29 protein-coding genes are annotated in these 23,207 nt (G+C 63.4%); 14 read left to right on the top strand and 15 right to left on the bottom strand.

Annotation, left to right across the window (positions count from 1 at the left end; genetic code table 11):
• Nucleotides 1–178 precede the first annotated feature (178 nt).
• Nucleotides 179–607: a DUF6481 family protein gene (locus EN851_RS24585; protein WP_127873285.1), complete on the top strand. Its 429-nt coding sequence runs from the start codon at nt 179–181 to the stop codon at nt 605–607.
• Between the two features lie 163 nt (nt 608–770).
• Here EN851_RS24585 and sugE read toward each other — a convergent pair whose 3' ends face one another.
• The gene (sugE, locus tag EN851_RS24580; protein ID WP_135930154.1) at nt 771–1,085 is read right to left on the bottom strand and encodes a quaternary ammonium compound efflux SMR transporter SugE; all 315 of its coding nucleotides are present in this window, start codon (nt 1,083–1,085) and stop codon (nt 771–773) included.
• 202 nt (nt 1,086–1,287) lie between these two features.
• Nucleotides 1,288–1,413, bottom strand: coding sequence for a hypothetical protein (locus EN851_RS37730; RefSeq protein ID WP_127278273.1), 126 nt, complete (start codon nt 1,411–1,413; stop codon nt 1,288–1,290).
• Between the two features lie 251 nt (nt 1,414–1,664).
• Between EN851_RS37730 and EN851_RS24570 the strand changes: the two genes are divergently transcribed.
• Both EN851_RS24570 and EN851_RS24565 read left to right on the top strand, forming a co-directional pair.
• Nucleotides 1,665–2,624, top strand: coding sequence for a cation diffusion facilitator family transporter (locus EN851_RS24570; protein ID WP_127278274.1), 960 nt, complete (start codon nt 1,665–1,667; stop codon nt 2,622–2,624).
• A gap of 116 nt (nt 2,625–2,740) precedes the next feature.
• A complete protein-coding gene (locus tag EN851_RS24565; protein ID WP_127278275.1) occupies nt 2,741–3,145 on the top strand; it encodes a GFA family protein in 405 nt (134 codons plus the stop codon).
• Nucleotides 3,146–3,390: 245 nt separating this feature from the next.
• Here the strand turns inward: EN851_RS24565 and EN851_RS24560 are convergent, their stop codons facing one another.
• Nucleotides 3,391–4,644: a DNA recombination protein RmuC gene (locus tag EN851_RS24560; protein WP_127278276.1), complete on the bottom strand. Its 1,254-nt coding sequence runs from the start codon at nt 4,642–4,644 to the stop codon at nt 3,391–3,393.
• A 103-nt stretch (nt 4,645–4,747) separates the two neighbouring features.
• Here EN851_RS24560 and def point away from each other — a divergent pair, with 103 nt between their 5' ends.
• Genes def through truA form a run of 4 tightly spaced genes read left to right on the top strand, consistent with a single transcriptional unit; the run spans nt 4,748 to nt 7,513 of the window.
• Nucleotides 4,748–5,278, top strand: a complete 531-nt coding sequence (def, locus tag EN851_RS24555) for a peptide deformylase (protein WP_127278277.1) — start codon at nt 4,748–4,750, stop codon at nt 5,276–5,278.
• A 5-nt stretch (nt 5,279–5,283) separates the two neighbouring features.
• Nucleotides 5,284–6,237 carry a methionyl-tRNA formyltransferase gene (fmt, locus tag EN851_RS24550; protein WP_135862582.1) on the top strand — a complete coding sequence of 318 codons (954 nt, stop codon included), beginning with the start codon at nt 5,284–5,286 and terminating at the stop codon, nt 6,235–6,237.
• A complete protein-coding gene (locus EN851_RS24545) occupies nt 6,234–6,740 on the top strand; it encodes an N-acetyltransferase (RefSeq protein WP_127280837.1) in 507 nt (168 codons plus the stop codon). The genes fmt and EN851_RS24545 overlap by 4 nt, the downstream gene beginning before the upstream one ends.
• Before the next feature lie 23 nt (nt 6,741–6,763).
• Nucleotides 6,764–7,513 carry a tRNA pseudouridine(38-40) synthase TruA gene (gene truA / locus EN851_RS24540; protein ID WP_135930153.1) on the top strand — a complete coding sequence of 250 codons (750 nt, stop codon included), beginning with the start codon at nt 6,764–6,766 and terminating at the stop codon, nt 7,511–7,513.
• Nucleotides 7,514–7,543: 30 nt separating this feature from the next.
• Here the strand turns inward: truA and EN851_RS24535 are convergent, their stop codons facing one another.
• Nucleotides 7,544–8,176: a transporter gene (locus EN851_RS24535; protein ID WP_135930152.1), complete on the bottom strand. Its 633-nt coding sequence runs from the start codon at nt 8,174–8,176 to the stop codon at nt 7,544–7,546.
• A gap of 5 nt (nt 8,177–8,181) precedes the next feature.
• Complete coding sequence (gene dapE, locus EN851_RS24530; protein ID WP_127873291.1) at nt 8,182–9,375, bottom strand: succinyl-diaminopimelate desuccinylase; 1,194 nt, start codon at nt 9,373–9,375, stop codon at nt 8,182–8,184.
• A gap of 124 nt (nt 9,376–9,499) precedes the next feature.
• Between dapE and EN851_RS24525 the strand changes: the two genes are divergently transcribed.
• Nucleotides 9,500–10,543, top strand: coding sequence for a 2-dehydropantoate 2-reductase (locus tag EN851_RS24525; RefSeq protein WP_135917059.1), 1,044 nt, complete (start codon nt 9,500–9,502; stop codon nt 10,541–10,543).
• On the opposite strand, the gene EN851_RS24520 is transcribed toward EN851_RS24525, so the two are convergent.
• The 4 genes from EN851_RS24520 to dapD form a co-directional block, all read right to left on the bottom strand.
• Nucleotides 10,443–11,219: a hypothetical protein gene (locus EN851_RS24520; RefSeq protein WP_127873293.1), complete on the bottom strand. Its 777-nt coding sequence runs from the start codon at nt 11,217–11,219 to the stop codon at nt 10,443–10,445. The two genes, EN851_RS24525 and EN851_RS24520, sit on opposite strands and share 101 nt — an antisense overlap.
• A 75-nt stretch (nt 11,220–11,294) precedes the next feature.
• Nucleotides 11,295–11,678: a DUF805 domain-containing protein gene (locus EN851_RS24515; protein ID WP_245458575.1), complete on the bottom strand. Its 384-nt coding sequence runs from the start codon at nt 11,676–11,678 to the stop codon at nt 11,295–11,297.
• Complete coding sequence (locus EN851_RS24510) at nt 11,671–12,033, bottom strand: DUF805 domain-containing protein (RefSeq protein ID WP_127873295.1); 363 nt, start codon at nt 12,031–12,033, stop codon at nt 11,671–11,673. The genes EN851_RS24515 and EN851_RS24510 overlap by 8 nt, the downstream gene beginning before the upstream one ends.
• Nucleotides 12,034–12,106: 73 nt before the next feature.
• Nucleotides 12,107–12,961: a 2,3,4,5-tetrahydropyridine-2,6-dicarboxylate N-succinyltransferase gene (gene dapD, locus EN851_RS24505; protein WP_135930151.1), complete on the bottom strand. Its 855-nt coding sequence runs from the start codon at nt 12,959–12,961 to the stop codon at nt 12,107–12,109.
• A 143-nt stretch (nt 12,962–13,104) separates the two neighbouring features.
• Here dapD and EN851_RS24500 point away from each other — a divergent pair, with 143 nt between their 5' ends.
• Nucleotides 13,105–13,950, top strand: coding sequence for an LOG family protein (locus EN851_RS24500; protein WP_135862990.1), 846 nt, complete (start codon nt 13,105–13,107; stop codon nt 13,948–13,950).
• 228 nt (nt 13,951–14,178) lie between these two features.
• Here the strand turns inward: EN851_RS24500 and EN851_RS24495 are convergent, their stop codons facing one another.
• The gene (locus EN851_RS24495) at nt 14,179–14,883 is read right to left on the bottom strand and encodes a pyrimidine 5'-nucleotidase (RefSeq protein ID WP_135930150.1); all 705 of its coding nucleotides are present in this window, start codon (nt 14,881–14,883) and stop codon (nt 14,179–14,181) included.
• Between the two features lie 162 nt (nt 14,884–15,045).
• Here EN851_RS24495 and EN851_RS24490 point away from each other — a divergent pair, with 162 nt between their 5' ends.
• The 3 genes from EN851_RS24490 to EN851_RS24480 all read left to right on the top strand — a co-directional run bounded on the left by EN851_RS24490 (nt 15,046) and on the right by EN851_RS24480 (nt 17,614).
• Entirely contained in the window at nt 15,046–15,807 is a 762-nt protein-coding gene (locus EN851_RS24490; RefSeq protein WP_127276044.1) for a GGDEF domain-containing protein, read from the top strand.
• Nucleotides 15,808–15,992: 185 nt separating this feature from the next.
• A complete protein-coding gene (locus EN851_RS24485) occupies nt 15,993–16,178 on the top strand; it encodes a hypothetical protein (RefSeq protein WP_135930149.1) in 186 nt (61 codons plus the stop codon).
• Nucleotides 16,175–17,614, top strand: a complete 1,440-nt coding sequence (locus EN851_RS24480; protein ID WP_135930148.1) for a GMC family oxidoreductase — start codon at nt 16,175–16,177, stop codon at nt 17,612–17,614. The genes EN851_RS24485 and EN851_RS24480 overlap by 4 nt, the downstream gene beginning before the upstream one ends.
• 75 nt (nt 17,615–17,689) lie before the next feature.
• Here EN851_RS24480 and EN851_RS36475 read toward each other — a convergent pair whose 3' ends face one another.
• Nucleotides 17,690–17,857: a hypothetical protein gene (locus EN851_RS36475; RefSeq protein ID WP_167531521.1), complete on the bottom strand. Its 168-nt coding sequence runs from the start codon at nt 17,855–17,857 to the stop codon at nt 17,690–17,692.
• Nucleotides 17,858–17,952: 95 nt separating this feature from the next.
• On the opposite strand from EN851_RS36475, the gene EN851_RS24475 reads away from it, so the two are divergent.
• The gene (locus EN851_RS24475; protein ID WP_127873301.1) at nt 17,953–18,444 is read left to right on the top strand and encodes a MarR family transcriptional regulator; all 492 of its coding nucleotides are present in this window, start codon (nt 17,953–17,955) and stop codon (nt 18,442–18,444) included.
• 18 nt (nt 18,445–18,462) lie between these two features.
• Here EN851_RS24475 and EN851_RS24470 read toward each other — a convergent pair whose 3' ends face one another.
• From EN851_RS24470 to EN851_RS24460, 3 genes are all read right to left on the bottom strand, one after another.
• A complete protein-coding gene (locus tag EN851_RS24470; protein WP_127276041.1) occupies nt 18,463–19,431 on the bottom strand; it encodes an amino acid ABC transporter permease in 969 nt (322 codons plus the stop codon).
• On the bottom strand, nt 19,428–20,732 hold the full coding sequence (locus EN851_RS24465) for an FAD-binding oxidoreductase (protein WP_135930147.1): 1,305 nt from the start codon (nt 20,730–20,732) through the stop codon (nt 19,428–19,430). The genes EN851_RS24470 and EN851_RS24465 overlap by 4 nt, the downstream gene beginning before the upstream one ends.
• Nucleotides 20,733–20,808: 76 nt before the next feature.
• Entirely contained in the window at nt 20,809–21,573 is a 765-nt protein-coding gene (locus EN851_RS24460) for a transporter substrate-binding domain-containing protein (protein ID WP_245464268.1), read from the bottom strand.
• A 255-nt stretch (nt 21,574–21,828) separates the two neighbouring features.
• On the opposite strand from EN851_RS24460, the gene EN851_RS24455 reads away from it, so the two are divergent.
• Nucleotides 21,829–22,434 (top strand): Lrp/AsnC family transcriptional regulator, encoded by a 606-nt coding sequence (locus EN851_RS24455; RefSeq protein ID WP_245464266.1) that lies wholly within the window; start codon nt 21,829–21,831, stop codon nt 22,432–22,434.
• Nucleotides 22,435–22,526: 92 nt separating this feature from the next.
• On the opposite strand, the gene EN851_RS24450 is transcribed toward EN851_RS24455, so the two are convergent.
• Nucleotides 22,527–23,159 (bottom strand): TetR/AcrR family transcriptional regulator, encoded by a 633-nt coding sequence (locus tag EN851_RS24450; RefSeq protein ID WP_135930146.1) that lies wholly within the window; start codon nt 23,157–23,159, stop codon nt 22,527–22,529.
• Nucleotides 23,160–23,207 lie beyond the last annotated feature (48 nt).

Raw genomic sequence — 23,207 nt, 5'->3', positions numbered from 1 at the left:
GACGCGTCCGTCGCGCCGCCAGAGGGTGGCTGGTGAACAGTGCATGTCGATTTCGGCCGGAAATGCGTCTCCCCGGTGCAACATCCCGGAATTTCATGGCTGCCATACCGTTTTGGCGCTTGAACTCCCGGTTTTCACGCGTATGTAAGCCTCGCGAATAAACTTCAAGGAAGTGGACTTGGCTATCTACAGGGAAAAAGACATTTTCGAGCGGCGCAATGCCGCGACCGAGGCAAAGAAGGCGCTTCTGGAGCGCTTCAAGTCAAAGCCGGCAGCAGACGATCCCGCGGTGCTGGCACGACAGGCCGAACGCAAGGCAATTCTTGCGGCACGTGAGATCCGCGAGGCCGAAAAGGCCAAGCTGAAGCAGGAAAAGCTGGCGCGCGAGGCGATCGAGAAGGCCGAGCGTGAGGCAGCAGCTGAAGCGGCGCGCATTGCCGCCGAAGAGGCAGCGGAGGCGGAAGCAAAGCTTCGGGAGGCTGAAGAGAACGAGCGTATTGCTCGCTTGCTTGCCGATGAAGCCGAGCGCAAGGCAAAGCGCGACGCGCGCTACGCAGCACGCAAGCAGCGCACCGGCAGGACTCCTCCCGGCTTTACGGGTCGCTAATAGCGCACTCGCCTCGACGGATGACCAACAAGGGACGCGCCAAGGCGCGGCCCTTTTTTCGCTTGTCCATGTCGCCGACCGGAAGCCCCTGCATCCGGGATGTCGGCTTGGACATCCGGGGATATCGGCTCGGTCGATGTCGCCCGCCGGCGGACAAGGCCATTCAGGCCGCGAATTTCAGCCCCATGATGCCGCAGACGATCAACGCGATGCAGCCGAGCCTGATCGCCGTGGCGGGCTCGCCCAGCAGCCAGATGCCGAGCAGCGCCGTGCCGACGGTGCCGATACCGGTCCATACCGCATAGGCGGTGCCGACAGGCAGCGCCTTCAGCGCCAGGCCGAGCGAGGTGAGGCTGACGATCATCGACGCGACCGTGAGCACGGTTGGAACCAGCCTGGTGAACCCGTCGGTGTATTTGAGGCCGATTGCCCAGCCGATTTCGAACAGGCCGGCGAAAAACAGAAAAGTCCAGGACATCGCAACGCTCCATCGGAGCATCCAGGCTTTCCGGCCTTGGCTGCTCAGTCGACAATGGCGGGTCGTCCCGGCCGAATTTTTCGGAAAGTGCGAGGTCGTCCCCGCGCCGTCGATATAGGGCTGTCCGAATGCCCGATCAACACGTGCCGGCGGCATTGTCGAATGCCGCCGGTGAAATCCCGCCGCGCCGGGTTGCCGGGACTTACTTTTCCTTGAGCCTCATCGCCTTGACCGGCGGCGCCTTCAGGGCCGGAGCGGCTACAGGCTTCTTGGCGTCTTTCTTTGGTTTGCGGGCTTCCTTGCCTGCTTTCATCGCACCTTTAGCCATGATTCGTTCCTCCAGTTGCGGGAAACGGAGTGAAACAAGAGAAGCGTCTCTAGGCAAGGGGCTGTTTCCGTCCCGCCACCACTGCCAATGCCCGTGTCAACCGCTTTCCGGTCCCATTGGCCTCGGGCGGGCAACGCCGAGGCCTGAACGGATCGACGGGTTATGCGTTCAGGATGGATATGGAGCTTCCGCGGGCGGGTGGCTAAGCTCCCCGGCACAAGCTCGCGAGTATCGGAGACGGCGAGGAAGCGATGGCAGGGCACGGCGGCTCCAGAACGGTCATCTATGCGGCGCTCGCCGGCAATCTCGCCATAGCGCTGACCAAGTTCGCCGCCGCCTTTTTCACCGGCAGTTCGGCCATGCTGTCGGAAGGCGTGCACTCGCTGGTCGACACCGGCAATGGCGGCCTGCTGCTCTACGGCATGCACCGCGCGGCGCGCCCCGCGGACAGTACGCACCCGCTCGGCCATGGCCGCGAACTCTATTTCTGGAGCTTCATCGTCGCCCTGTTGGTCTTCGCGCTGGGCGCCGGCGTGTCGTTCTACGAGGGCGTTGTCCACATCATGGCGCCGGAGCCGGTCGCCAACGTCAAGGTGAACTATATCGTTCTGGGCCTGTCCTTCCTGTTCGAAGGCAGCTCCTGGCTGGTGGCACTGAAGGAGTTCCGCAAGCAGAAGGGAAGGCAAGGCTGGCTGCAGGCCGTGCAATCGAGCAAGGACCCAAGCGTCTATACGGTGCTGTTCGAAGACAGTGCCGCGCTGCTCGGCCTGACCGTCGCCTTTGCCGGCATCCTGGCGGCGGAGATTTTCGAGATGCCCGAACTCGACGGCGCCGCCTCGATCGGCATCGCGCTCATCCTCGGCGCGACGGCAATCTTCCTGGCGCGTGAAAGCAAGGGCCTGCTCATCGGCGAGCCGGCCTCACCCGAGGTGCAGAGGAAGGTACTGGCGATCGTCCAGCAGGATCCGGCGGTGCAGCGGGCGAACGGTGTGCTGACGGTGCATATGGGACCGGAAGAGATCGTTGCCGCCCTGAGCATCGAATTCGAGGACCATCTGGCGGCGCCGGAGATCGAGGCCTGTGTCGAACGCATCGAGGCGCGGCTGAAGAAGGAAATGCCTGAGATCGCGCGGCTGTTCGTCAAGCCGCAGACCACGGGCACCTGGGAAAAGCGGCGTAAGGTGATCGAATCCGCGTCCGATGAAAGTTGAGCATGATCCCGAAAACCCTCTTCGTGATCCATGCCCTGGCCTCTGGACCAGCGCCGCGCCGTTGCCTCGCATCCCCGCGTCGCTAAGATCAGCCGATCGATTTTGGAGGAATGACGATGAAGATAGACGGCGGCTGTCATTGTGGTGCCATCACCTACGAGGCGGAGGTCGACCCGGAAAAGACCTCGATCTGCCACTGTACCGATTGCCAACAGCTGACCGGTACGGCCTTTCGCGTCACCGTTCCCGCGCCGCAGGATCACTACCGGATCACCAGGGGCGCGCCGAAAATCTATATCAAGACCGTGGCGAGCGGCGCCAAGCGCGCCCAGGCTTTTTGTGCCGACTGCGGCTCGCACCTTTATGCGACATCGGTCGGCGACGGTCCGAAGGTCTATGGGATCAGGGTCGGGACCTCGCGGCAGCGTCAGGACCTGGTCCCGAGACACCAGAAATGGCACCGGTCGGCGCTGCACTGGCTTCCGGACTTCGAGGGCATGACGACGGTGGAGGAGCAGTAGGGTTAGTAGGCTCCCACAAGACCTCTGCGATTAGCGAAGCCTCCCATCGCTTCGTCATCCTCGGGCTTGACCCGAGGATCCATGCCGTGACCTTGCCGAAGGATGCCGTGGAACGGAATTCTGCACTGTTGCGGCGCGCCGCGGTCGCGGCATGAATTCTAGGGTCTGCGCGCGTCGCTCCGCTCCTTGCTCCGCCCTAGAATGACGATGGGATAGACGCTTCGCTAATCTCTGGCGTCGAGCGACTACTCTCCATCTTCGACGACCCTCAGCCTCAACTGCCCCGTCTTGGAATCAGCCACGCGCGGTGCGGCTTCCGCCTTGGCGGCGCCGCCGTGTGGGACGTCGGCCTCGCCTTCTCCGAACTCCAGCGCCTCGATCTTCTGGCCGCGCTTGGTCACTTTCGAGGTCGAGACGAGGATGTCTTCGATATCCTTGGCCGACTGGCCGAAATGGCCCTGCAATTTGCGCACCCGCTCGTCGACACGCTGGACATCTTCCATCAGCCTGATGACTTCACCCTGGATCAGATGCGCCTGCTCGCGCATGCGGGCATCCCTCAGGATCGCCTGGATGACCTGGATCGACAGCATCAGCAGCGAAGGCGAGACGATGATGACGCGGGCGCGGTGCGCCTTCTGCACGACCGCCTCGAAATTCTCATGGATTTCGGCGAACACCGATTCCGACGGCACGAACATGAAGGCCGTGTCCTGCGTCTCGCCCTGGAGCAGGTATTTTTCCGAAATGTCGCGAACATGGACCTCGATGTCGCGGCGAAAGGCCTGGGCCGCGACCTTCTGCAGGTCGGCGCCGTCGGCGGCGCGGATGGCATTCCATGCTTCCAGCGGAAATTTGGCGTCGATGGCAAGTGACGGCGCGCCGTTCGGCATTTTCACCAGGCAGTCCGGCCGGCTGCCGTTCGACAGCGTCGCCTGGAATTCATAGGCCCCATGCGGCAGGCCGTCGGCGACGATCGCCTCCATGCGCGACTGGCCGAAGGCGCCGCGGGTCTGCTTGTTGGAGAGGATCGCCTGCAGCTGCACGACCTGGCCGGCCAGCGACTGGATGTTGCCTTGCGCGGTGTCGATGACCGCCAGCCGCTCCTGCAGTTTCGCCAGGCTCTCATGCGTGGATTTGGTCTGCTCGGTCATGGTCTGGCCGATGCGGCCGGTCATGGCGTCGAGGCGCTGGCCGATCGATTGCGTCAATTCGGCCTGCCGGGCGCCGAACACTTCGGCGATGGCCCCCATGCGGCCCTGCATCTCAGCCTGCGACTGCAAAATACCAGCCATGCGTGTCTCGGCGTCGCGGGCATGGTCGGCGGCCTCCGCGGCGGCGACCGCGCGCGCCTTGGCCGACCGCCACAGCGCAACGACGAGCGCCACGAACAAGCCGAGAAACAGCAAGGCGCCGAAGGCCAGCGCGTGACCCAGCGTGATTGTCGAGGCGCCGAGCCGTACGACAGGCTCCGAAAAGATGGTGCTGAGATCATTCATGTGGACAGCATAGCCGATTCGGCGGGCTGGCACAGATCAAAACGTGAACGAGGCTCAGGCGCACCGGTTGACGCCTTTCCTTGGAGGTCTTAGGTGAAACGCCATGCCGATCAAGCCGCTCATCATCCTTCCCGACCCCATCCTGCGCCAGGTTTCCAAGCCGGTGGAGCGCGTCGACGCGCCCTTGCGCAAACTGGCCGACGACATGCTGGCGACCATGTATGACGCGCCCGGCATCGGGCTGGCGGCAATCCAGATCGGCGAACCGCTGCGCATGCTGGTGATCGACCTTGCCAAGGAAGACGAAACGCCGGCGCCGCACGTCTTCATCAACCCGGAGATTCTCGAAAGCGCCGACGCGCGGTCGGTCTACGAGGAAGGCTGCCTGTCGATCCCGGATTACTATGCCGAGGTCGAGCGCCCGGCTTCCGTGCGGGTCAAATATCTCGACCGCGACGGCACGCTGCAGGAGATGGAGGCCGAGGGCCTGATGGCGACCTGCCTGCAGCACGAGATCGACCACCTCAACGGCGTGCTGTTCATCGACCACATCTCGAAGCTGAAGCGCGACATGGTGGTGAAGAAGTTCAGGAAGCTCGCCAAGGACAAGGCGCCAGGCAAACTGGTGGGATAGGGGAAATGCCCCTTCGTGTCGTCTTCATGGGTACGCCGGAGTTTTCGGTGCCGACGCTGCGCGCCATTGCCGAAGTGGGACATGATGTCGCCGCCGTCTACACGCAGCCGCCGCGCGCCGCGGGCCGGCGCGGGCTGGAGCTGACGCCGTCGCCGGTGCAGCGCGAGGCCGAGCGGCTGGGCATCGAGGTGCGCACGCCGGCATCGTTGAAAGGCGAGGCCGAACAGGCTGCCTTTGCTGCGCTCGGCGCCGATATCGCCGTGGTCGTCGCCTATGGTTTGCTTCTGCCCAGGGCGGTTCTGGAGGCGCCCCGGCTCGGCTGCATCAACGGCCATGCATCGCTTTTGCCGCGCTGGCGCGGCGCCGCCCCCATCCAGCGGGCCATCATGGCAGGAGACCTGGAAAGCGGCATGATGGTGATGCGCATGGAGGAGGGCCTCGACACCGGACCGGTGGCATTGCTTGAAAAATGCGCCATCGACCCCGATATGACAGCCGGCGATCTGCATGATCGATTGATGAGCGTTGGCGCTGCCCTGATGGTGGAAGCGCTGGAACGGCTGGAACGGAATACCCTGACATTTACCGCGCAAGCGGCCGAAGGGGTGACTTACGCCAGGAAAATCGATAAATCCGAGACGCGCGTGGACTGGACGCGGCCTGCGGCCGACGTCCACAACCACATTCGTGGCCTGTCGCCCTTTCCCGGCGCCTGGTCCGAAATTGAAATTGGCGGCCGCATGGAGCGGCTGAAACTGCTTCGCTCGACTCTGTCCGAAGGCCTGTCGCCTTCGGAAGATTTGGGCGAGTCGGGAGGAATTCTCGATGACCGGCTGACGGTCGCCTGTGGAAAAGGCGCGATCAGGCTGGTCGAAGTTCAACGTGCGGGCGGAAAGCCCGCCGCCGCGTCGGAATTCCTGCGCGGAGCCAAGATCGAAAAAGGACTGAAATTCTCATGAGCATGATGTCGATACGCGCGGCGACGCCGCGGGACCGCGAGGCCATCCGCCTCGTCGAGGAACACGCTTTCGGCCAGCAGGCGGAGGCCGGACTGGTCGACGCGCTGGTGACCGGCGGTGATGCCGTCGTCGAACTGGTGGCGGAAGAAGACGGGCAGGCCGTTGGCCACATCCTGTTTTCGCGCCTGTTCGTGCAGAACGGCGGCAAGAGTTTTGCCGCCGTGGCGCTTGCCCCGCTGGCGGTGGAGCCGTCTTTTCACGGCTCCGGCATCGGTGGCGCGCTGATCCGCGAGGCCCATATCCGGCTCAAGGATGCTGGCGAGACGCTAGCCGTTGTGCTTGGAGATCCGGCCTATTACGGCCGTTTCGGCTATAGCCACGCCCGGGCTGAAAAGTTCGACAGCGAATACCAAGGCGAGGCGCTGCAGGCGCTGGCCTGGGGTGACGCACCCGAAGCCGGCAGGCTGGTCTACGCCTCCGCCTTCACCGCTCTCGCCGCCTAGGCGAGAGCGTACAGCCGACCGGCATGCCGCGTTTTCGCCTCGACATCGAATATGACGGCAGCCTGTTTGCCGGCTGGCAGCACCAGGCCGATCAGCCTTCGGTGCAGCAGGCGATCGAACAGGCGATCGAGAAATTCTGCGGCGAGGCGGTCCGGCTGCGCGCCGCCGGCCGCACCGATGCCGGCGTGCACGCCACCGCGCAGGTCGCGCATGTCGACCTTGCCAAGGCGTGGCCCGACGACAAGGTGCGCGATGCCATCAATGCGCACCTGCAGGCGGCGCGCGCGCGCATTGCCATCCTGAAAGCTGCAGTCGTTCCCGACGATTTCGATGCCCGTTTCTCGGCCACTGGCCGGCACTATCTCTACCGTGTCCTCAATCGGCGCGCGCCTTCGGCACTGGAACAGGGCAAAGTGTGGTGGGTGCCGAAGCGGCTCGATGCCGCCGCCATGCACGAGGCGGCGAAGTTCCTGCTCGGCCGGCACGACTTCACTACTTTCCGCTCCACCCAGTGCCAGGCCAACAGCCCGATCAGGACATTGGAGCGGCTCGATGTCAGCCGAACGGGTGACGTGATCGAGGTGAGAGCCTCGGCGCGGTCCTTCCTGCACAACCAGGTGCGCTCCATGGTCGGCTCGCTGAAGCGGGTCGGCGACGGCGGCTGGACATCAGGCGACCTCAAGGCCGCGCTCGAGGCGCGAGACCGCGCCGCCTGCGGCCAGGTGGCGCCGCCCGATGGGCTTTTCCTGATAGGCGTCGATTACCCCGGATAGACACCAACTCTGCCCTGGTAGAACCGGGCTCTACCCCGGATAGAGTCCCGAGAGGCTCTGAGCCCCGATATCGTCTGGCACGGCGATGCCGAGCAGCATCTGCAGCCCGAACAGCACCAGCAGCGAAGCGATGAACATGCCGACGAAAACGGCGGTGCCGATGGCCGCGCCCTTGCCGATCGTGGCATTGGTCATGCGCCAGGTCAGCACCATCGACAGGGAAAACAGGAGCAGCGACACAAGGCTCGAAACCTGGCTTGTCGATGACAGGAAAAGCCTGATCAGCGCCGAGGGCAGCATCAGCCAGGCGGTGATGGCCGAGGCCCAGTTGCTGGCGACGACATAGTGGACGAAGCGCCCGCCAATGCCGGCGCGCGGCGCCACCAAGGCGAGCGCGACCAGCGGCAGCACCCAGGAGCCGATATCGACCGTCGCCAGCCGCACCAGCATGGAGAAGCGGCCGGCGAAGGCATCGGGATCGCCGATCTGGTTGGCGATGCCGACCCAGCCGACGATCAGCGCCGGAGCCGCGATGATGATGGCGAAGAACGAATTCCAGAAGCCGTCGGCCGACAGGTCGAGCAGGCGCAGCCCATCGGCCTTGCCGAGCATCAGCCGCCAGGCGCCGGTCAGCGAAGCTTGGGTTTCGTCCGCCGAAAGCATGCCGGTCAGCCCTGTCCGAACCAGTCGTCGATGAAGCGCTGGTAGATTCGCGTCAGCGTTTCCAGATCGGCAATGGCGACGCGCTCGTCGACCATGTGCATGGTCTTGCCGACCAGGCCGAATTCGACCACCGGGCAATAATCCTTGATGAAGCGCGCATCCGATGTGCCGCCGGAGGTGGACAGCGCCGGCTTTTTGCCGACCACCGCACCAACGGAGCCGCTCAGCGTCTCGACCAGCCTGTCGTCGCGGGTCAGGAAGACATGGCTCGGCCGGTCGCGCCAGACGAGGTCATAGTCGACCGGCGTCTTCTTGCCTGGCCGGTACTTCTTGCGCCCCGCCGCCTGATCGAGGCGGTTGTGGATTTCGGCCTGGACCGTCTCGGCCGTCCAGCTGTCGTTGAAGCGGATGTTGAAGGTGGCGGTCGCCTTGGCCGGAATGACGTTGGTGGCCGGGTTGCCGACATCGATGGAGGTCACCTCCAGATTGGTCGGCTGGAAATCCTTCGTGCCCTTGTCGAAGACCGGGTGCAGCAAGGCATCCACCAGGCTCATCAGGCCGCGCACCGGATTGTCGGCAAGCTGCGGATAGGCGGCATGGCCCTGGCGTCCATTGACGGTGATGCTGCCCGACATCGAGCCGCGCCGGCCGATCTTGATCATATCGCCAAGCGTGTCCGGATTGGTCGGCTCGCCGACGATCGAGGCGTCCCATTTCTCGCCTTTCGATGCGGCCCATTCGAGCAGCTTGACCGTACCGTTGATGGCAGGCCCTTCCTCGTCGCCTGTGATCAGCAACGACACCGAGCCCTTCGGGCCGCCATTTGCCTCGACATGGCGCGCCACCGCGGCGATGAAGCAGGCAATGCCGCCCTTCATGTCGACAGCGCCGCGGCCATACATCTCGCCATTGGCGATCTCGGCGGCGAAAGGCGGGTGCGTCCAGGCGGCTTCGTCGCCGACAGGCACCACGTCGGTATGGCCCGCGAACATCAGGTGCGGGCCGTTGCCGGAGCGCCGTGCATAGAGGTTCTCGATATCCGGCGTGCCCTCCTCCGAGAACACCGGCCGGTCGACCAGGAAGCCGAGCGGTTCCAGCATCGCCTCCAGCGCGCTCAGCGCGCCGCCTTCGGCTGGTGTCACCGAGGCACAGCGGATGAGAGAGGCGAGGTTTGCGGCGGGATCAGTCGGCAGCGTCATGGCAAAAGCGATAGTCGAAAGCGAAAGGCCTGTCACGGCCAGACGTAGGGGCCAGCCCCATGGCCGACGATACCGCCGACATTATGGTTTTCATGTCGTATAGTCGACCGATGCGGAGCAAGAGATGGAAAACGGGGAAAAGAGGATCGTCATTGCCGGCGCCGGCAGCATTGGCTGTTATGCCGGCGGCTGCCTGGCACTCGCCGGGCGGCAGGTTGTCCTGCTCGCCCGACCGCGCATCGAGGCAGCGCTGCGGCAGGGCGGATTGCGCGTCAGCGACCTCAAGGGCCGCGATCGACTGATCAAGCCGGAATCGTTCGCCGTCACCGTGGATCCCGCTGTCGCCTTGCCGGTGGCCGATGTGATCCTGGTTACAGTCAAGAGCGGCGCGACGCAGGATATGGCGGCCCTAATCAAGGCCCATGCCCGTCCCGATGCCGTGGTGGTGAGCCTGCAGAACGGCGTCGACAATGCCGACAGGCTGCGCGCGGCGCTTGGCCGGCAAACGGTGCTGGCCGGCATGGCGCGGTTCAATGTCGTGCAATCGCCGGACGGCGAACTGCCGCTGCGCGTCCACCGTGCCAGCGACGGCAAGGTAATGGTTGAAGATGGGGACGCCGGCCTTGCCGGCCTTCTCGACGTCGAAGGCCTCGCCGTCGAAGCGCATGGCGACATGAAGGCCGTGCTGTGGGGCAAGCTTCTGATGAACCTGAACAATGCGCTGGTGGCGCTGTCGGGCCTGCCGCTGGCGACCGAACTCGCCGACAGGCGCTGGCGGCTGATCCTCGCCGGCCAGATCGATGAGGCTCTCCGGGCGATGAAGGCCTCGGGCATCGAGCCGGCGCGCATCGCCGGCCTGCGCCCTGCGCTGCTGCCGAAGGTGCTCAGGCTGCCCGACTGGCTGTTCAAGCTCTTGGCGCGGCGCATGCTGGCGATCGACCCCGAGGCGCGTTCGTCGATGTGGGATGATCTGCGGCGCGGCCGGCCGACCGAGATCGACGACCTGCAGGGTGCTGTCTTGCGGCTCGCCGAAAAAGCCGGCACGCAGGGGCCGACGGTCCAGCGGGTCAGCGCCTTGGTGCGCGCGGCGGAAGCCGAGCGGCTTGGCTTGCCGGGCCTGGTGCCGGAGAAGGTTCTGGCGCCGCCGGCCGGCCGTCGATCAACGTGATCTTCTGCCAGATCTTGCGCGACAGGTTGGACGCCAGGTTCTCGATGTCGTTGACGCCGTCGATGACGACGGCGTCATTGACGGACTGGGCGAACAGCGCCGCGATCTTGCCGGTGATCGACAGCATTTCGGAGCAATAATCGAGATAGCGCGCGAGATCGGCGGCATTGGTGATGCGGGCCGGCGAATGCGAGGTCGGCTTGAAACTGGCCGACAGCGCCGCCGGATCCTTGGTCAACTGGTGCATGTCGATGACGTGGATCAGCGAACGCAGGCCGTGCAGCTGGCGAAACACCTGCTTGCGCTTGATGCGCTCCTCTGTGCGGATCAGGGCAAGGAAACCGAGCACGGCGAGGATGATCATGTTGATCGTGGCTTCGATGCCTTGCACCGACTGCACCGCGTCGTCGGCCTGGGAGATGTGAATGAGCGGCAAGATGGTGCCGACGAACAGGAAGATCAGCGCGCCCGCGATCACGGCGGCGACGATGATGCCGCGCAGCCACCAGATCGGCGCTTCCAGTGCCTTGGCGGCCTTGGCCAGATCGCGCGACAGCGACACCAGTTCGGCGGCGACGCCGCGCAGCCCGGCGTCCGGGAAACGGTCGGCGACGCGGCCTTCAAGCCGCTCGGCGGTTTCGATGATCAGTTTCGGATCAAGCGTGCGGTAGCGCATGGCGAGATATCCGATCGGCCCCTAGAACATGATGCCGAAAAGTGCCGAGCGGCTTTCGGACGACATCATGCCTCTCTATCTCTTCGATTCAGCCGGCTCGTTGGTGCGCCGGCCATAGCGGTTGGGCCCAGGCTGCCCTGGAAACAGGCACAACACAAGGAAGGCGACGATCGAGACGACCGGCACGAACAGGATCAGCGCGGCAATGCCCGGCTTGTCGAGGTCGTGCAGACGCTTCACCGCCAGCGCGATGTTCGACCACAGCGAGGCGATGAAGGCGATGAAGAAGATGAACGACCACATATTGCTCTCGGCCGAGCCCTCCGGCACCAGCGTGAAGCGGTACAGCGGGAACGCCTGGATGATGGCGACGAGCAATCCGCCGAGAAAATAGGCCGCGCGGCTGACGCGGCCCGATGTCTTGAAGAAAAGCCAGTTGAGATCCGATCTTTCAGGCAAGCGGGTCCGATCCATATTGGTTGGCACCCTTGGTGCCTTCGAGGATGCCGAGTTCGACCAGCAGCCAGATGCCGCCGATGATGGGTACGAGGCCGATCAGCGTCCACCAGCCCGACTTGTTGCGGTCGTGCCAGCGTTTGGCATAGAGGGCAATCGCGAAATAGATCGATGCCAACGCGAAGAGGATGCCGATGATGCCGATCTGGGCACCGCTGGCGGTGGTGAAACGCGTGCCGAGGATCGCATCGAGAATGAAAGCGATAATGCCGATCACGATGAATACGCCGATGCCGGCCCAGAACTTGGCTCGGTTGATGCGGCCATCAAAGCTTGTGAGCAGATACTTCCAGTCCATGTCACCCCCTCCATGTTGAACCAGCGCGACCGATCGTCGCGCCGGCGGAAGGTGCGCCTGACCGGGGCAAAGATCAATCGCGCAGCAATTCGTTGATCGAGGTCTTGGACCGGGTCTTGGCGTCGACCCGCTTGACGATGACGGCGCAATAGAGACCTGGGCCCGGTTCGTTGTTTGGAAACGGCTTGCCCGGCATCGATCCAGCGACGACGACGGAATTCGGCGGCACCTCGCCATAGAAGACCTCGCCGGTGGCGCGGTCGACGATCTTGGTCGACTGGCCGATGAAGACGCCCATGCCGAGCACCGAGCCCTCGCGCACGATGCAGCCCTCGACCACTTCGGAACGCGCCCCGATGAAGCAATTGTCCTCAATGATGGTGGGACCGGCCTGCATCGGCTCCAGCACGCCGCCGATGCCGACGCCGCCCGAAAGGTGGACATTCTTGCCGATCTGGGCGCAGGAGCCGACAGAAGCCCAGGTATCGACCATTGTGCCGCTATCGACATAGGCGCCGACATTGACGAAGGACGGCATCAAGACGGCGCCTGGCGCGACATAGGCCGAACGGCGCACGATCGACGACGGCACGGCGCGGAAGCCAGCCTTTTCGAAATCGACGGCGCTCCAGCCGTCGAACTTGGACGCCACCTTGTCCCACCACACGGCCTCGCCGGGGCCGCCCTTGATGATCTCCATCGGATTGAGCCGGAAGGAGAGCAGCACGGCCTTCTTCAGCCACTGGTTGACGTGCCATTTGCCGTCGGCCTGCCGTTCGGCGACGCGGGCGGTGCCGCGGTCGAGCAGGTCGAGCGCCGACTGGATGGCGTCGCGCACCTCGCCGCGGGTCGCGGTCGAAATGGCGTCGCGTTCCTCGAAGGCCTTGTCGATGGTCTTTTCGAGGCTCGCCAGATCGGGCTTCGACATGAATTCGCTCCATTACCAAGCTGTTAAGGGGCTGCGCCTTAACCTGTTTAAAAGTCGCGCGGACCCTATGTTAAGGCTCAATAGGGGTCAATCGCGACTGCGTCACGGGACGACGCAAGTAAAGGAATGGACGGGTGGATTCGATGACTCCCATGGAAAAGGCGGGATGGACGCCGCTGCCGCATTCGGATGAGGATCTGGAGCGGTCGAAAAGCGTGCCGGACACGCCGCAGACGCGGGCCGAAACCTACCGCCTGGCCTGGAACGATCCCGACTTCATGACCCGGCGCGAACTGCGCGCGGTCAGGCTGCAACTGGAACTGCTGAAGCCGGAAATGATCCTGGCCGAGCGCGGCATCCGTTCGACGGTGATCCTGTTCGGCGGCGCGCGCCTGCCGGAGCCCGGTGGCGAAGCCTGGGCGGCCAAGAACGAGACGCAGAAGAAGAACCTCGAGGAAAACAGCAAATATTACGAGGAGGCGCGCAAATTCGCCCGCCTCTGCTCGCGGCAGTCGGCCACTTCATACTATCGCGAATATGTCGTGGTGACCGGCGGCGGGCCCGGCGTGATGGAAGCGGGAAACCGCGGCGCCGACGATGTCGGCGCGCCGTCGATCGGGCTCAACATCGTGCTGCCGCACGAGCAGGCACCGAACCCCTATGTGACGCCGGAGCTCTGTTTCAATTTCCACTATTTCGCCATCCGCAAGATGCACTTCGTCATGCGCGCCAAGGCCGTGGCGGTGTTTCCCGGCGGCTTCGGCACGATGGACGAGTTCTTCGAGACGCTGACGCTGATCCAGACCGGGCGCATGGAGCGCGTGCCGGTGATCCTGTTCGGCAAGTCCTTCTGGAAGCGGGCGATCGACCTCGACTTCCTCGCCGAGCAAGGCACCATCAGCCCGGGCGATCAGGACATCATCGATTTCGTCGACACAGCCGACGAAGCCTGGGGTATCATCAGCCGCTTCTACAAGCTGGGGGAATAGGAATTGGGGGAATTTGGGAAACGAAATGAGGAACTGGGGAAATGAAGAATTGACGAAATAAGGGGCATGGTCTTGCGTCCCTCCTCAATTCCTCAATTCCTCAATTCCTCAATTCCTCAATTCCTCAATTCCTCAATTCCTCAATTCCTCAATTCCTCAATTCCTCAATTCCTCAATTCCTCAATTCCCCAATTCCTCAATTCCCCAATTCCTCAATTCCCCAATTCCCTACTCCCTCGCGACTATGGTCGTGAGGAACTTGGCGAGATCGTCGGTGACGAAATCGACGTCATCCTCGTTGGCCGGGTCGCGTTCCCAGATTTCGGAGAAGGTCGGTTCGAAATTGCGCGGTACCACGAGAACCGTGGTCATGCCCAATGACTTCGGCACGGCCAGGTTGCGGGCGAGATCCTCGAACATCACCGCATTGTGGCCGGTGACGGCGTGCAGCTCGGCGAACTTCTCGTAGGTCTGGCGCGCCGGCTTGGGGTTGAGATCGGCGGCGACAATATCGAAGATGTCGTCGAAATGGTCGAGGATACCGAGCTGGCGCGCGGTGCGCTCGGCGTGCCTGCGGTCGCCATTGGTGAAGATGAACTTGCGACCGGGAAGCTGGCGGATGGCGGTGCCGAGAACGGGATCGGGCACCAGCCACGAATAGTCGATGTCATGGACCTTCTCGAGGAAGTCGTCGGGATCGATGCCGTGGCGCGTCATCAGCCCGTTCAGCGTCGTGCCGTATTCGAGATAGAGCTCCTTCTGCAGCTTGCGCGCCTCCTCGCGCGGCAGCGCCAGCAGCTCCCCGACATAGGCGGTCATCTTGACGTCGATCTGCGAGAACAGATTCGAGTGGTGCGGATAGAGCGTGTTGTCGAGGTCGAACACCCAGCCGGTGACATGGGCGAAGCGGGCGGGATCGGGAAGCGTCGTCATGCGCTCCTTATGGCATGAAACAGGGATTCCGAAAGGGACTTTATCCACAACTTCTGCCCGTTGAGGTTGCAGAAATGGCCTCACGGTTCAAATTTTAACCGTCCGGGAAAGGTGGCCTTCAGGGCTTGCTGGCACAGAGACAAGTCCTGAGGGGAGTTCGCGATGAACAGCATTATTCTCAAATCCGCCGCCATCGCTTTCGCCTCCGTCGCCGCCTCTCTCATGCTGACGTTGATTGTCGTCCCAGCCATGGGATTCCCCATAACGCGCACGATCTGGCTGACCTCGACGCTCTGTCCGCTGGTCCTTGCCTGGGCCGCATGCGCCAGCACGTTCTGGCAGAGCGACAGGCTGAAAAACGCGCATCGCGAGCTTGCCCGTGCTCATGCCCAACTCGCCGCCGCGCACCGCCGCCTGGCGGAAAAGGCGAGCCGCGACGACATGACCGGCATGCTCAACCGGGAAAGCTTCTTTGCCGCGCTGGACGGCTCCCGGCGCAAGTCCGACCGCGGCGCCCTGCTGATCATCGACGCCGACCACTTCAAGACGATCAATGACAATTTCGGCCACCTGACCGGTGATGACGCGCTACTGCTGATCGCCAGCGCCATCGAGCGCGGCGTGCGCAGCGGCGACGTGCTCGGCCGTATCGGCGGCGAGGAGTTCGGCGCGTTTCTGACCGGCGCCACCGAACAGGAGGCCAAGCGTGTTGCCGAACGGATCCGCCGCGAGGTCGAGCTGATCCGCTTCCGGCCGGTCGATGAACGGACCATTCCGTTGACCGTCAGCATCGGCGGCACTGTCTGCGGCGAGGATGTCAACGTATCGGAGCTGATGCGCGCCGCGGACCGGCGCCTCTACCAAGCCAAGCATGCGGGCCGCAACCTGACGATCCTCGATACCGATATTTCCGAAGCGGCATGAGCAGGCCGGGCCGGCACACCTGGCCCGTTAAAAAATTTCTAACCCTGTTTGCATCCGGTTGTGCCGCTTGTCGGCACTTTCCCCGCCTTGATGCCATGCTTGGCACGATACTGGCTTCCGTGACGATGTGTGTGCCGTTCGGGGAATGTCATGCGCGCATCGAAGCCCTAGCCGAGAGACCTGCCATGAGTTTCCTCATAAAAACAATGTCGCGCCGCACGCTCGTGCAGGCGCTGATCGCCCTGCCTGCCCTGTCGTTGTTCCGCAAGCTGCCTGATGCCGACGCCACCCATGCCGGTTCATCCCGGGCCGATCCTGACGAGATCGTCGAGGTCAATGGCTGGATCCTGAAGCGGAGCGATCTGGCATGATCTTCGACAGCTACGAGGCATATCGCGCCGCCAACTTTGCGCCAAGGGTCTGCATCCTTGGTTCCGGTCCGGCCGGCACAACGATCGCCAGAAAACTTGGCGCTGCCGGCATTCCGGTCGTGGTGCTGGAAGCCGGTCCGCGGGAATTCAGCGACGACTCGCAGGATTTCTACCGCGGCACCACCGTCGGCGATTTCTATTTCGATCTCGACATCACCCGGCTGCGGTTCATGGGCGGCAGCTCCAATCACTGGGCCGGTTGGTGCCGCGTGCTCGACACACTGGATTTCGAGCCGAAGGCCTGGGCACCCGACACCGGCTGGCCGATCCGCCGCGCCGACATCGAACCCTACCTTTCGGAAGTGCGCGCTATCCTCGATCTTCCCGATTTCCGGCCTGATGTGCCGATCTCGGACGACATTCGCTGGGTGCAGTTGATCAAGAGCCCGGCGGTGCGGTTTGCCGAAAAATTCGCCGACGAACTCGACAAGAGCAAAAACATCGCCGTCGTGCTCAACACCTACGCCACCGAGCTTGCCGGCGACGGCAAACGCGTGACCGGCGCCAAGCTGTGGTCCAACGGACAGGACGCCGGCTTGTTCAGCGCCGACTATTTCATCGTCTGCACCGGCGGGCTGGAGAATTCACGGCTGCTTTTGTGGTCGAACCAGCGCTCCAACGGCGGCGCCGTGCCGAACGCGACGGCGCTTGGCCGCTACTGGATGGAGCATCCGACCTTCGAGGGCGGCAACGCCATCCTGGCCGACTATGGTGCGTTCGAGGTCGATGCCGTCAAGGAGGCCTTCTTCTCGCCGATGCCTGCCGCGATGGAACGTCTCAAGATCATGAATTTCGGCATCCGGCTGATCGAGACGCCCTATCCGGGCGTCAAGAGCCTCATCGCCGACCTAGCCTGCACGGCGCCGCACATGGCGGAATGGGTATCTGGCAAGCTCGACCAGAACCTGCGTTGCGCCGCTCAGCTTTATGTCGCCTGGGAACAGGCGCCGCTGGCTTCGAACCAGATCGAGTTGTCGAAGACCGAGGTCGACCATGCCGGCGTGCCGCGCATCGAACTGCACTGGAAGAAATCGAAACTGGAACAACGCACCCTTCTCGAAGGCCTGAGGCTGTTCGGCACGACGCTTGCCCAGAAAAACCTGGGCCGGGTGCGCATTGCCGACTGGATCTCGAACGGCGAGGATTATCCGACCAACGAAGAGACGGCGGGCCATCATCATATGGGGGGCACGCGCATGGGCACGGATGTCACCAGGAGCGTGGTGGACGCCAATTGCAAGGTGCATGGCATGGACAATCTCTATGTTGGCGGCTCTTCCGTGTTCTGCACGTCGGGCCAAGCCAACCCGACGACGACGATCACCGCGCTCGCCTGCCGGCTGGGCGACCATCTGAGCAAGGTCGTCATGGCCTGAACGACCTCCACGAAGCCGTCGTCCTGCCAAGCCGCGACCGGCAGGGCCGGCACCAAGGATGGCGCCGGCAGAGGCTCAAAAGCCGTAGACGGCGATCCGGACCAGCACGGCGGCGGCGGCCAGCGACACCAGCAGGATACCGAGACCGATCGGAGAGCCCCAGCCATACCATTCCATGGCCAGCTTGGCGTATTTGAATTCTTCCTCGTGTGAGAGAGGCGTACGCTGTTGAATCAAACTCATTTTTCATATCCTTGCCCGGGAGCGGCTCTTGCCTTGTCGGGGGCGTAGCCGCATATTGCTATAATGGTCTAAATGTTAGACGGATTGATAGTTAGATGATCGAAGTAAATTCGTCAAGCGGGAATCGAGCCGAACTGACGACAGCCATCGGTCTTGCCATCATGCAGTGGCAGGACGCGACGCAGGCCTATGACGAGGCGGTGGGGATGAGACTCGGCCTCAACATGGCCGAGCGCCATTGTATCGGACTGCTCCACGGCGGCCCGCAATCGGCCGGCGCGATCGCGACCGCGACCGGGTTGACGCCGGCCGCGGTGACCGCGCTGATCGACCGGCTGGAGGCGCGCGGCCTCTTGACGCGCACGCGCAGCCTCGAGGACAGGCGCAAGGTGGTCATCGAGGCAACGGAGTCAACACGGGAGCTGTCGGCACGCTATTACGGCGCCATCGCGCGGGAAGGGGAGAAGCTCATTGCCACGTTCAGTGACGCGGAGCTTGCCACCATTCGGCGCTTCGTCACCGCCGCGCTCGACCTGCAGCGCGACCAGCTCATGCGGCTGAAGGCCGAGGCGCCGCAGCCGCGCTGATCTAGAGGGTCAGACCACCTAGCGTCCTGATCGGCCGAAGCGCCGTTCGAGATAGGCTTGGCCGAATTCCAGCGCGATCGACAGAATCCAGTAAATCATCGAGGCGGTAATCAGCATCTCGATATGGCGGAACTCCGTCTGGCCCATCGTGCGGGCGAGATACATGATCTCCCAGACGCCGACGACGGAGACCAGCGAGGAATCCTTCAGCATGGCGATGAACTGGTTGCCGGTCGGCGGGATGATGACGCGCATGGCCTGCGGCAGGATGACGAGCGCCATGGTTTGGCCGGGGCTTAGGCCGAGCGCCGTGGCGCCTTCGCTTTGACCGCGCGGGATGCTTTCGATGCCGGCGCGGAAGATCTCGGTCATGTAGGCGCCGTAACACAGCGACAGCGCGACGATACCCGCCGGCACCGCGCCGATCACGTAACCGATCTGCGGCAGCCCGAGATAGATGATGTAGATCTGCATCAGCAACGGCAGGCCGCGAAACAACGATGTGTAGAAGGTGGCCAGCCCGTAAACGATGCCGTTCCCGGTCAACTTGGCGATGGCGCCGACCAGTGCGATCAAGGTCGCGATCAGGATCGAGATCGCCGAAATGTAAAGCGTCGTGGTGACGCCCTGGGTGATCAGGAAGCCGACTTTCCTGGCGATGAAGGCGAGGGAGAGGTCGAAGGAATAGAAGAACAGCATCAGCAGCACGAACAGCTCGATCCAGACGCCGACGATCTGCTGGCGTCGGGGCAGGAGCAGAAGCAGCTTGCAATTCACCAGCACCAGCAGCGCGATCAACACGGCCGAGAGGGCTCGCGACAAGGCTGGGTTGGCCTGCAGCCAGTCGGACGCAAGCGGCATCAATGAGCCGATCCAGCTCGACTTGATGCCCATGGCGTAGAGGGCTGCGGCCAGCAGCGCCGGAAAAAGCGCGGCCGCGGCGCGGCGGGCGAGCCCTGGATGGGAGAGCATCAGCCTGCCGATCATGCCGTCACCTTGTCCTTGGCGATGGCGTTGCGTTCCCGCCACCAGTCCTGCGCTTGCAGTTTCCAATAGGTAAGCTGCGCGGCGGCCAGGCCGGCGGCGCCGCCGGCCCAGCTCAGTCCGAAGGGCGCGAACTGCCGGTACCGGTCCGAGGCGCCCAGAATGCCCTCGGCGACAATTTTTCCGGCAATCGCCGTGGTGTTGAGCCCATGGCCGCCGAAAGCGGTGCAGTACCAGACGCCTGGCTGCAGCTCGCCGATCTGGGGCATCAGATGCCGGGCATAGGACATCAGCCCCGACCACGCCAGTTCGGTCTTGAGGCCGGCAAGCTGCGGGTAGGTGCCGACCATCTCGCGGCGCAATTCGCGCGCCAACGCGTCGGCGGAAGCGGCGCGCGTGGTGATGCGCCCGCCCCACAGGAGACGATTGCCATTCTCGACCAGGCGATAATAATCGCCGGCCCGCCTGTTGTCGCCGACGGCGTCCGTCGTGGCGACCGCTTGCGCGATGAGGCGGGGGGCCGCCTCGGAAACCATGACATAGGTCGCGATGGGCAGGAACGCCCGGTAGAGCTGGCCGAATACCGGGCCGGTATAGCCGCCGGTCGCGAGCACGATCCGGGGCGCCCGAAGCGTGCCCTGTCTGGTGCGAAGCATCTTTTGCGGCCCCGAGAGGTCGCACTGCACGACTTCGGAGCTTTCATGAATCTCGCCGCCAAGCCGCTCGATCTCGTCGGCAAGGCAACGCAGATAGTTGAGCGGATGGATGTGAAAGGCGTTCGGGTCACGCAGGCCCTGGTGGTAGCGAGCGGACTTCAGCACCGATCGGACGTCTTCTCTCTCGAGATACTGAAGTTCATAGCCGTGGTCGCGGGCCATCTGTTCGGCATAGGCCTTCAGCGCATCGCCGTCGTCGTAGCGCAAGACGCTGAGCAGGCCGGCACGCGGCTGGGCGGCCGATATTGCGAGCGTCTCGATGGTGTCGCGCACGAATTCGACGCCTTCGATCGACAGCCGGTGCAGGTCGCGCGCGGCCTCCCCGCCGACACGTGCGGCGATATTGTCGCCGCCGGTGGCGAAGCCGGGCGTGACGAAACCGCCATTGCGGCCCGAAGCGCCGAAACCGACGAGCTGGGCTTCCAGCACGGCGACATGCAGTCCGGCGCGCGCCAGCTGCAGCGCCGTCGTCAGCCCGGCCAATCCGGCGCCGACGACGGCCACGTCACATTGCGCCTCGCCTTGCAGCGGAGGCCTCGTCTTCCGGTCGGTCAGGGTGCGGGCGTAGTAGGTATCCGGATAGGCCATCGACGACTTTGCGGTGAGGGGCATGTATTTGGTGGGTGATGCCGCCGGCTGCCGAGGGGCAGCCGGCGGAATGACTTTACTTGGCGCTGTAGTCCTTGCCGTACCACTTCGTGGTCAGCGCGGCGAGCGTGCCGTCCGTCTTCATCCCGGTGATGATGCCCGCGACCTTCGCGGTCCACTCCGGATCCTTCTTCTCGGCGATGACGACGAGCGGCTCGCGGAAGGCGTACTCGCCTTCGAGGATCTTCACGGGATAGCCGTTCTTGATGGCGTTCTGCGCCGTCTGCTCCGGTGCGATCACGGCATTCAGGCGCACGCCGTCGCCAAGCCGCAGGTCATCGAAGGGAAGCATGGAATCCGCGTAGGTGCGGACCTCGCCCGGTTCCAGCTTGTATTGGATGGGAGCCAGGCCGGGTGCGTCGATTTCGAGCTTGCGGCGGATGAAATCCTCCGAGGTGGTGGCCGTCTCGACGCCGATGATCTTGCCGTTGAGATCGGCGACCGACTTCGCGCCGCTGTCCTTGTGCAGGACGTAGACATAGGGGCTGTAATAATAGATGCCGACAAAGTCGATCACCTTGGAACGGGCTTTGGTCGGCGTGACCGATCCGACGCCGAGGTCGTAGCGTCCCTGCCAGCGTCCGCCGGTCAGCGTCGCCCAGTCGGGCGTTTCGAACGAGACCTCGACACCGAGCCGCTTGCCGATCTCGCGCGAGACATCGATGTCGAAGCCGGCGAGTTCGTTGCTGTCGTTGAGAAAGCTCTGCGGTGGCCAGGCCGCGTTGGTGGCGATGACCATCGCCTTTTTCGACGTGACGCGGTCCAGGGTTTCCCCGGCCATGGCCGCCGTTGTGATCGCGAATGTCGCGGCGGCAAGAACGGCTAAATCGAGCAGCTTTTTCAAAGTTATCCCTCCCTTGTGGTTGAAACTGATAGGATGCGTAACGTCGGACCTCAGCGCTTTCGGCCACAGGTTCAACGCGGATCGGTTTGTGCCCACCACAGCTGAAGCTCGTTCCCCCTGATGGACCGGCGTTTGTGACCCCAGACAGTCAGGTCGCAAAAAGAAGGGTTCCACCCGGCGAAATGCGGGATAATGGCGATCGCGCAGTCATTGCGTGCCTTGAGACGGCAAAGTGCCGGATATGTTCGCCTTGTTCCGGTCGCTAAGGCCGGTCTTGCGGATTGTCGCGGGGGCGGTTCAGCCGATAGGATCGCGGCGGTTACAGCGCGGATCGAGCGAGAGGATTTGTTTGTGGAATTGACCGAGAAGGATCGTCAGCTGCTCGCGCTGATGCAGAAGAATGCGCGTGAGCCGGTCGCGTCACTGGCACGTCAGCTCGGCGTATCGCGGACAGCGCTGCAGGAGCGGATCCAGAAGCTGGAGGCCGGCGGCATTATCGAAGGCTATAGCGTGCGGCTGACCAAGGAGGTGGCCCAGAACGCCGTCCACTGTTTCACGCTCGCCGCCCTGAACAACAAGAGCTATCCGGACGTCTCCAGAAAGATCAAGGCGATGCCTTCGATCCAGGCGGTCTACGCCATCACCGGCGAGTGGGACCTGATCATCCACCTTGCCGCCGAGACGCTCGAGAAGCTGAACCGGGAGGTGAATGCCGTGAATGAAATCAGCGGCGTCGTCAAAACCGCTTCCCATGTGGTGATGGAGACGAAGTTCAACCGGACCATCTACGCCTTGTAGGAGATGGCGGGATGTCCGGCGGCGGGCATCACCGTCTCGAGGTCGAAAGGCACATGGTGGGCATCGTTGCTCCCGACCGTGAACAAATGAGACTATTTCGGTTGGACCCCATAGGCGACAAGAAACGCCTCGACCGAGGCATCCGCGTGCCGTTCAAGTTCGGCTTTGGAACGCGGGTTGCTCCCCGTGAACATGGCTTCATTCATGGGGATCCAAAGGATCATCCCAAAAAGATGGCTGGCCGCCAGACGGGGATCACTGGTTTGCATCAGCCCCCGATCGGTGAGCTTTTGAAAGCAGGACGCCGTCGAGGCAAGCATGCGCTCAAAGCCTTTTTCGTACCAGCCGCGGCCAAGCTGCGGCATTCGATCCGCGTTGGCGATGACCAGGCGGCGCAGCTTCAACAACTCGTCGTCCATGAGCATCGTTATCAAGCGCCGAGCAAGCTGCTGCAGGCCGCCCTCCATGAATTTCGCCTCGGAAAGCAGTGTCGTCACGGACTCGATGATGTCGTTGACCTGGCCAGCGGTTGACAGAACGACTTCACCGAAAAGCGTCTCCTTGTCGGTGAAATGCTTGTACACGGTCTGCTTGGAAGCTCCCGCCCTGGTGGCGATTTCCTCCATGCTGGTTCCATCATAGCCCTTGGCGATGAACGCCGCCGTGGCCGCCTGGATGATTTCACGATCCTTGCGTGCCGATCTGGTCTCCCCCTTGATTTCCATGGCGCCCCTTTGACCAGTACTAGACGGTACCGTTCTCTCGTGATAGTC

This window comes from Mesorhizobium sp. M8A.F.Ca.ET.208.01.1.1, assembly GCF_004791315.1.
Lineage (GTDB): Bacteria > Pseudomonadota > Alphaproteobacteria > Rhizobiales > Rhizobiaceae > Mesorhizobium.
Note: the sequence above shows the minus strand (reverse complement) of the source record. Positions and strands in the feature narration are given on the sequence as shown.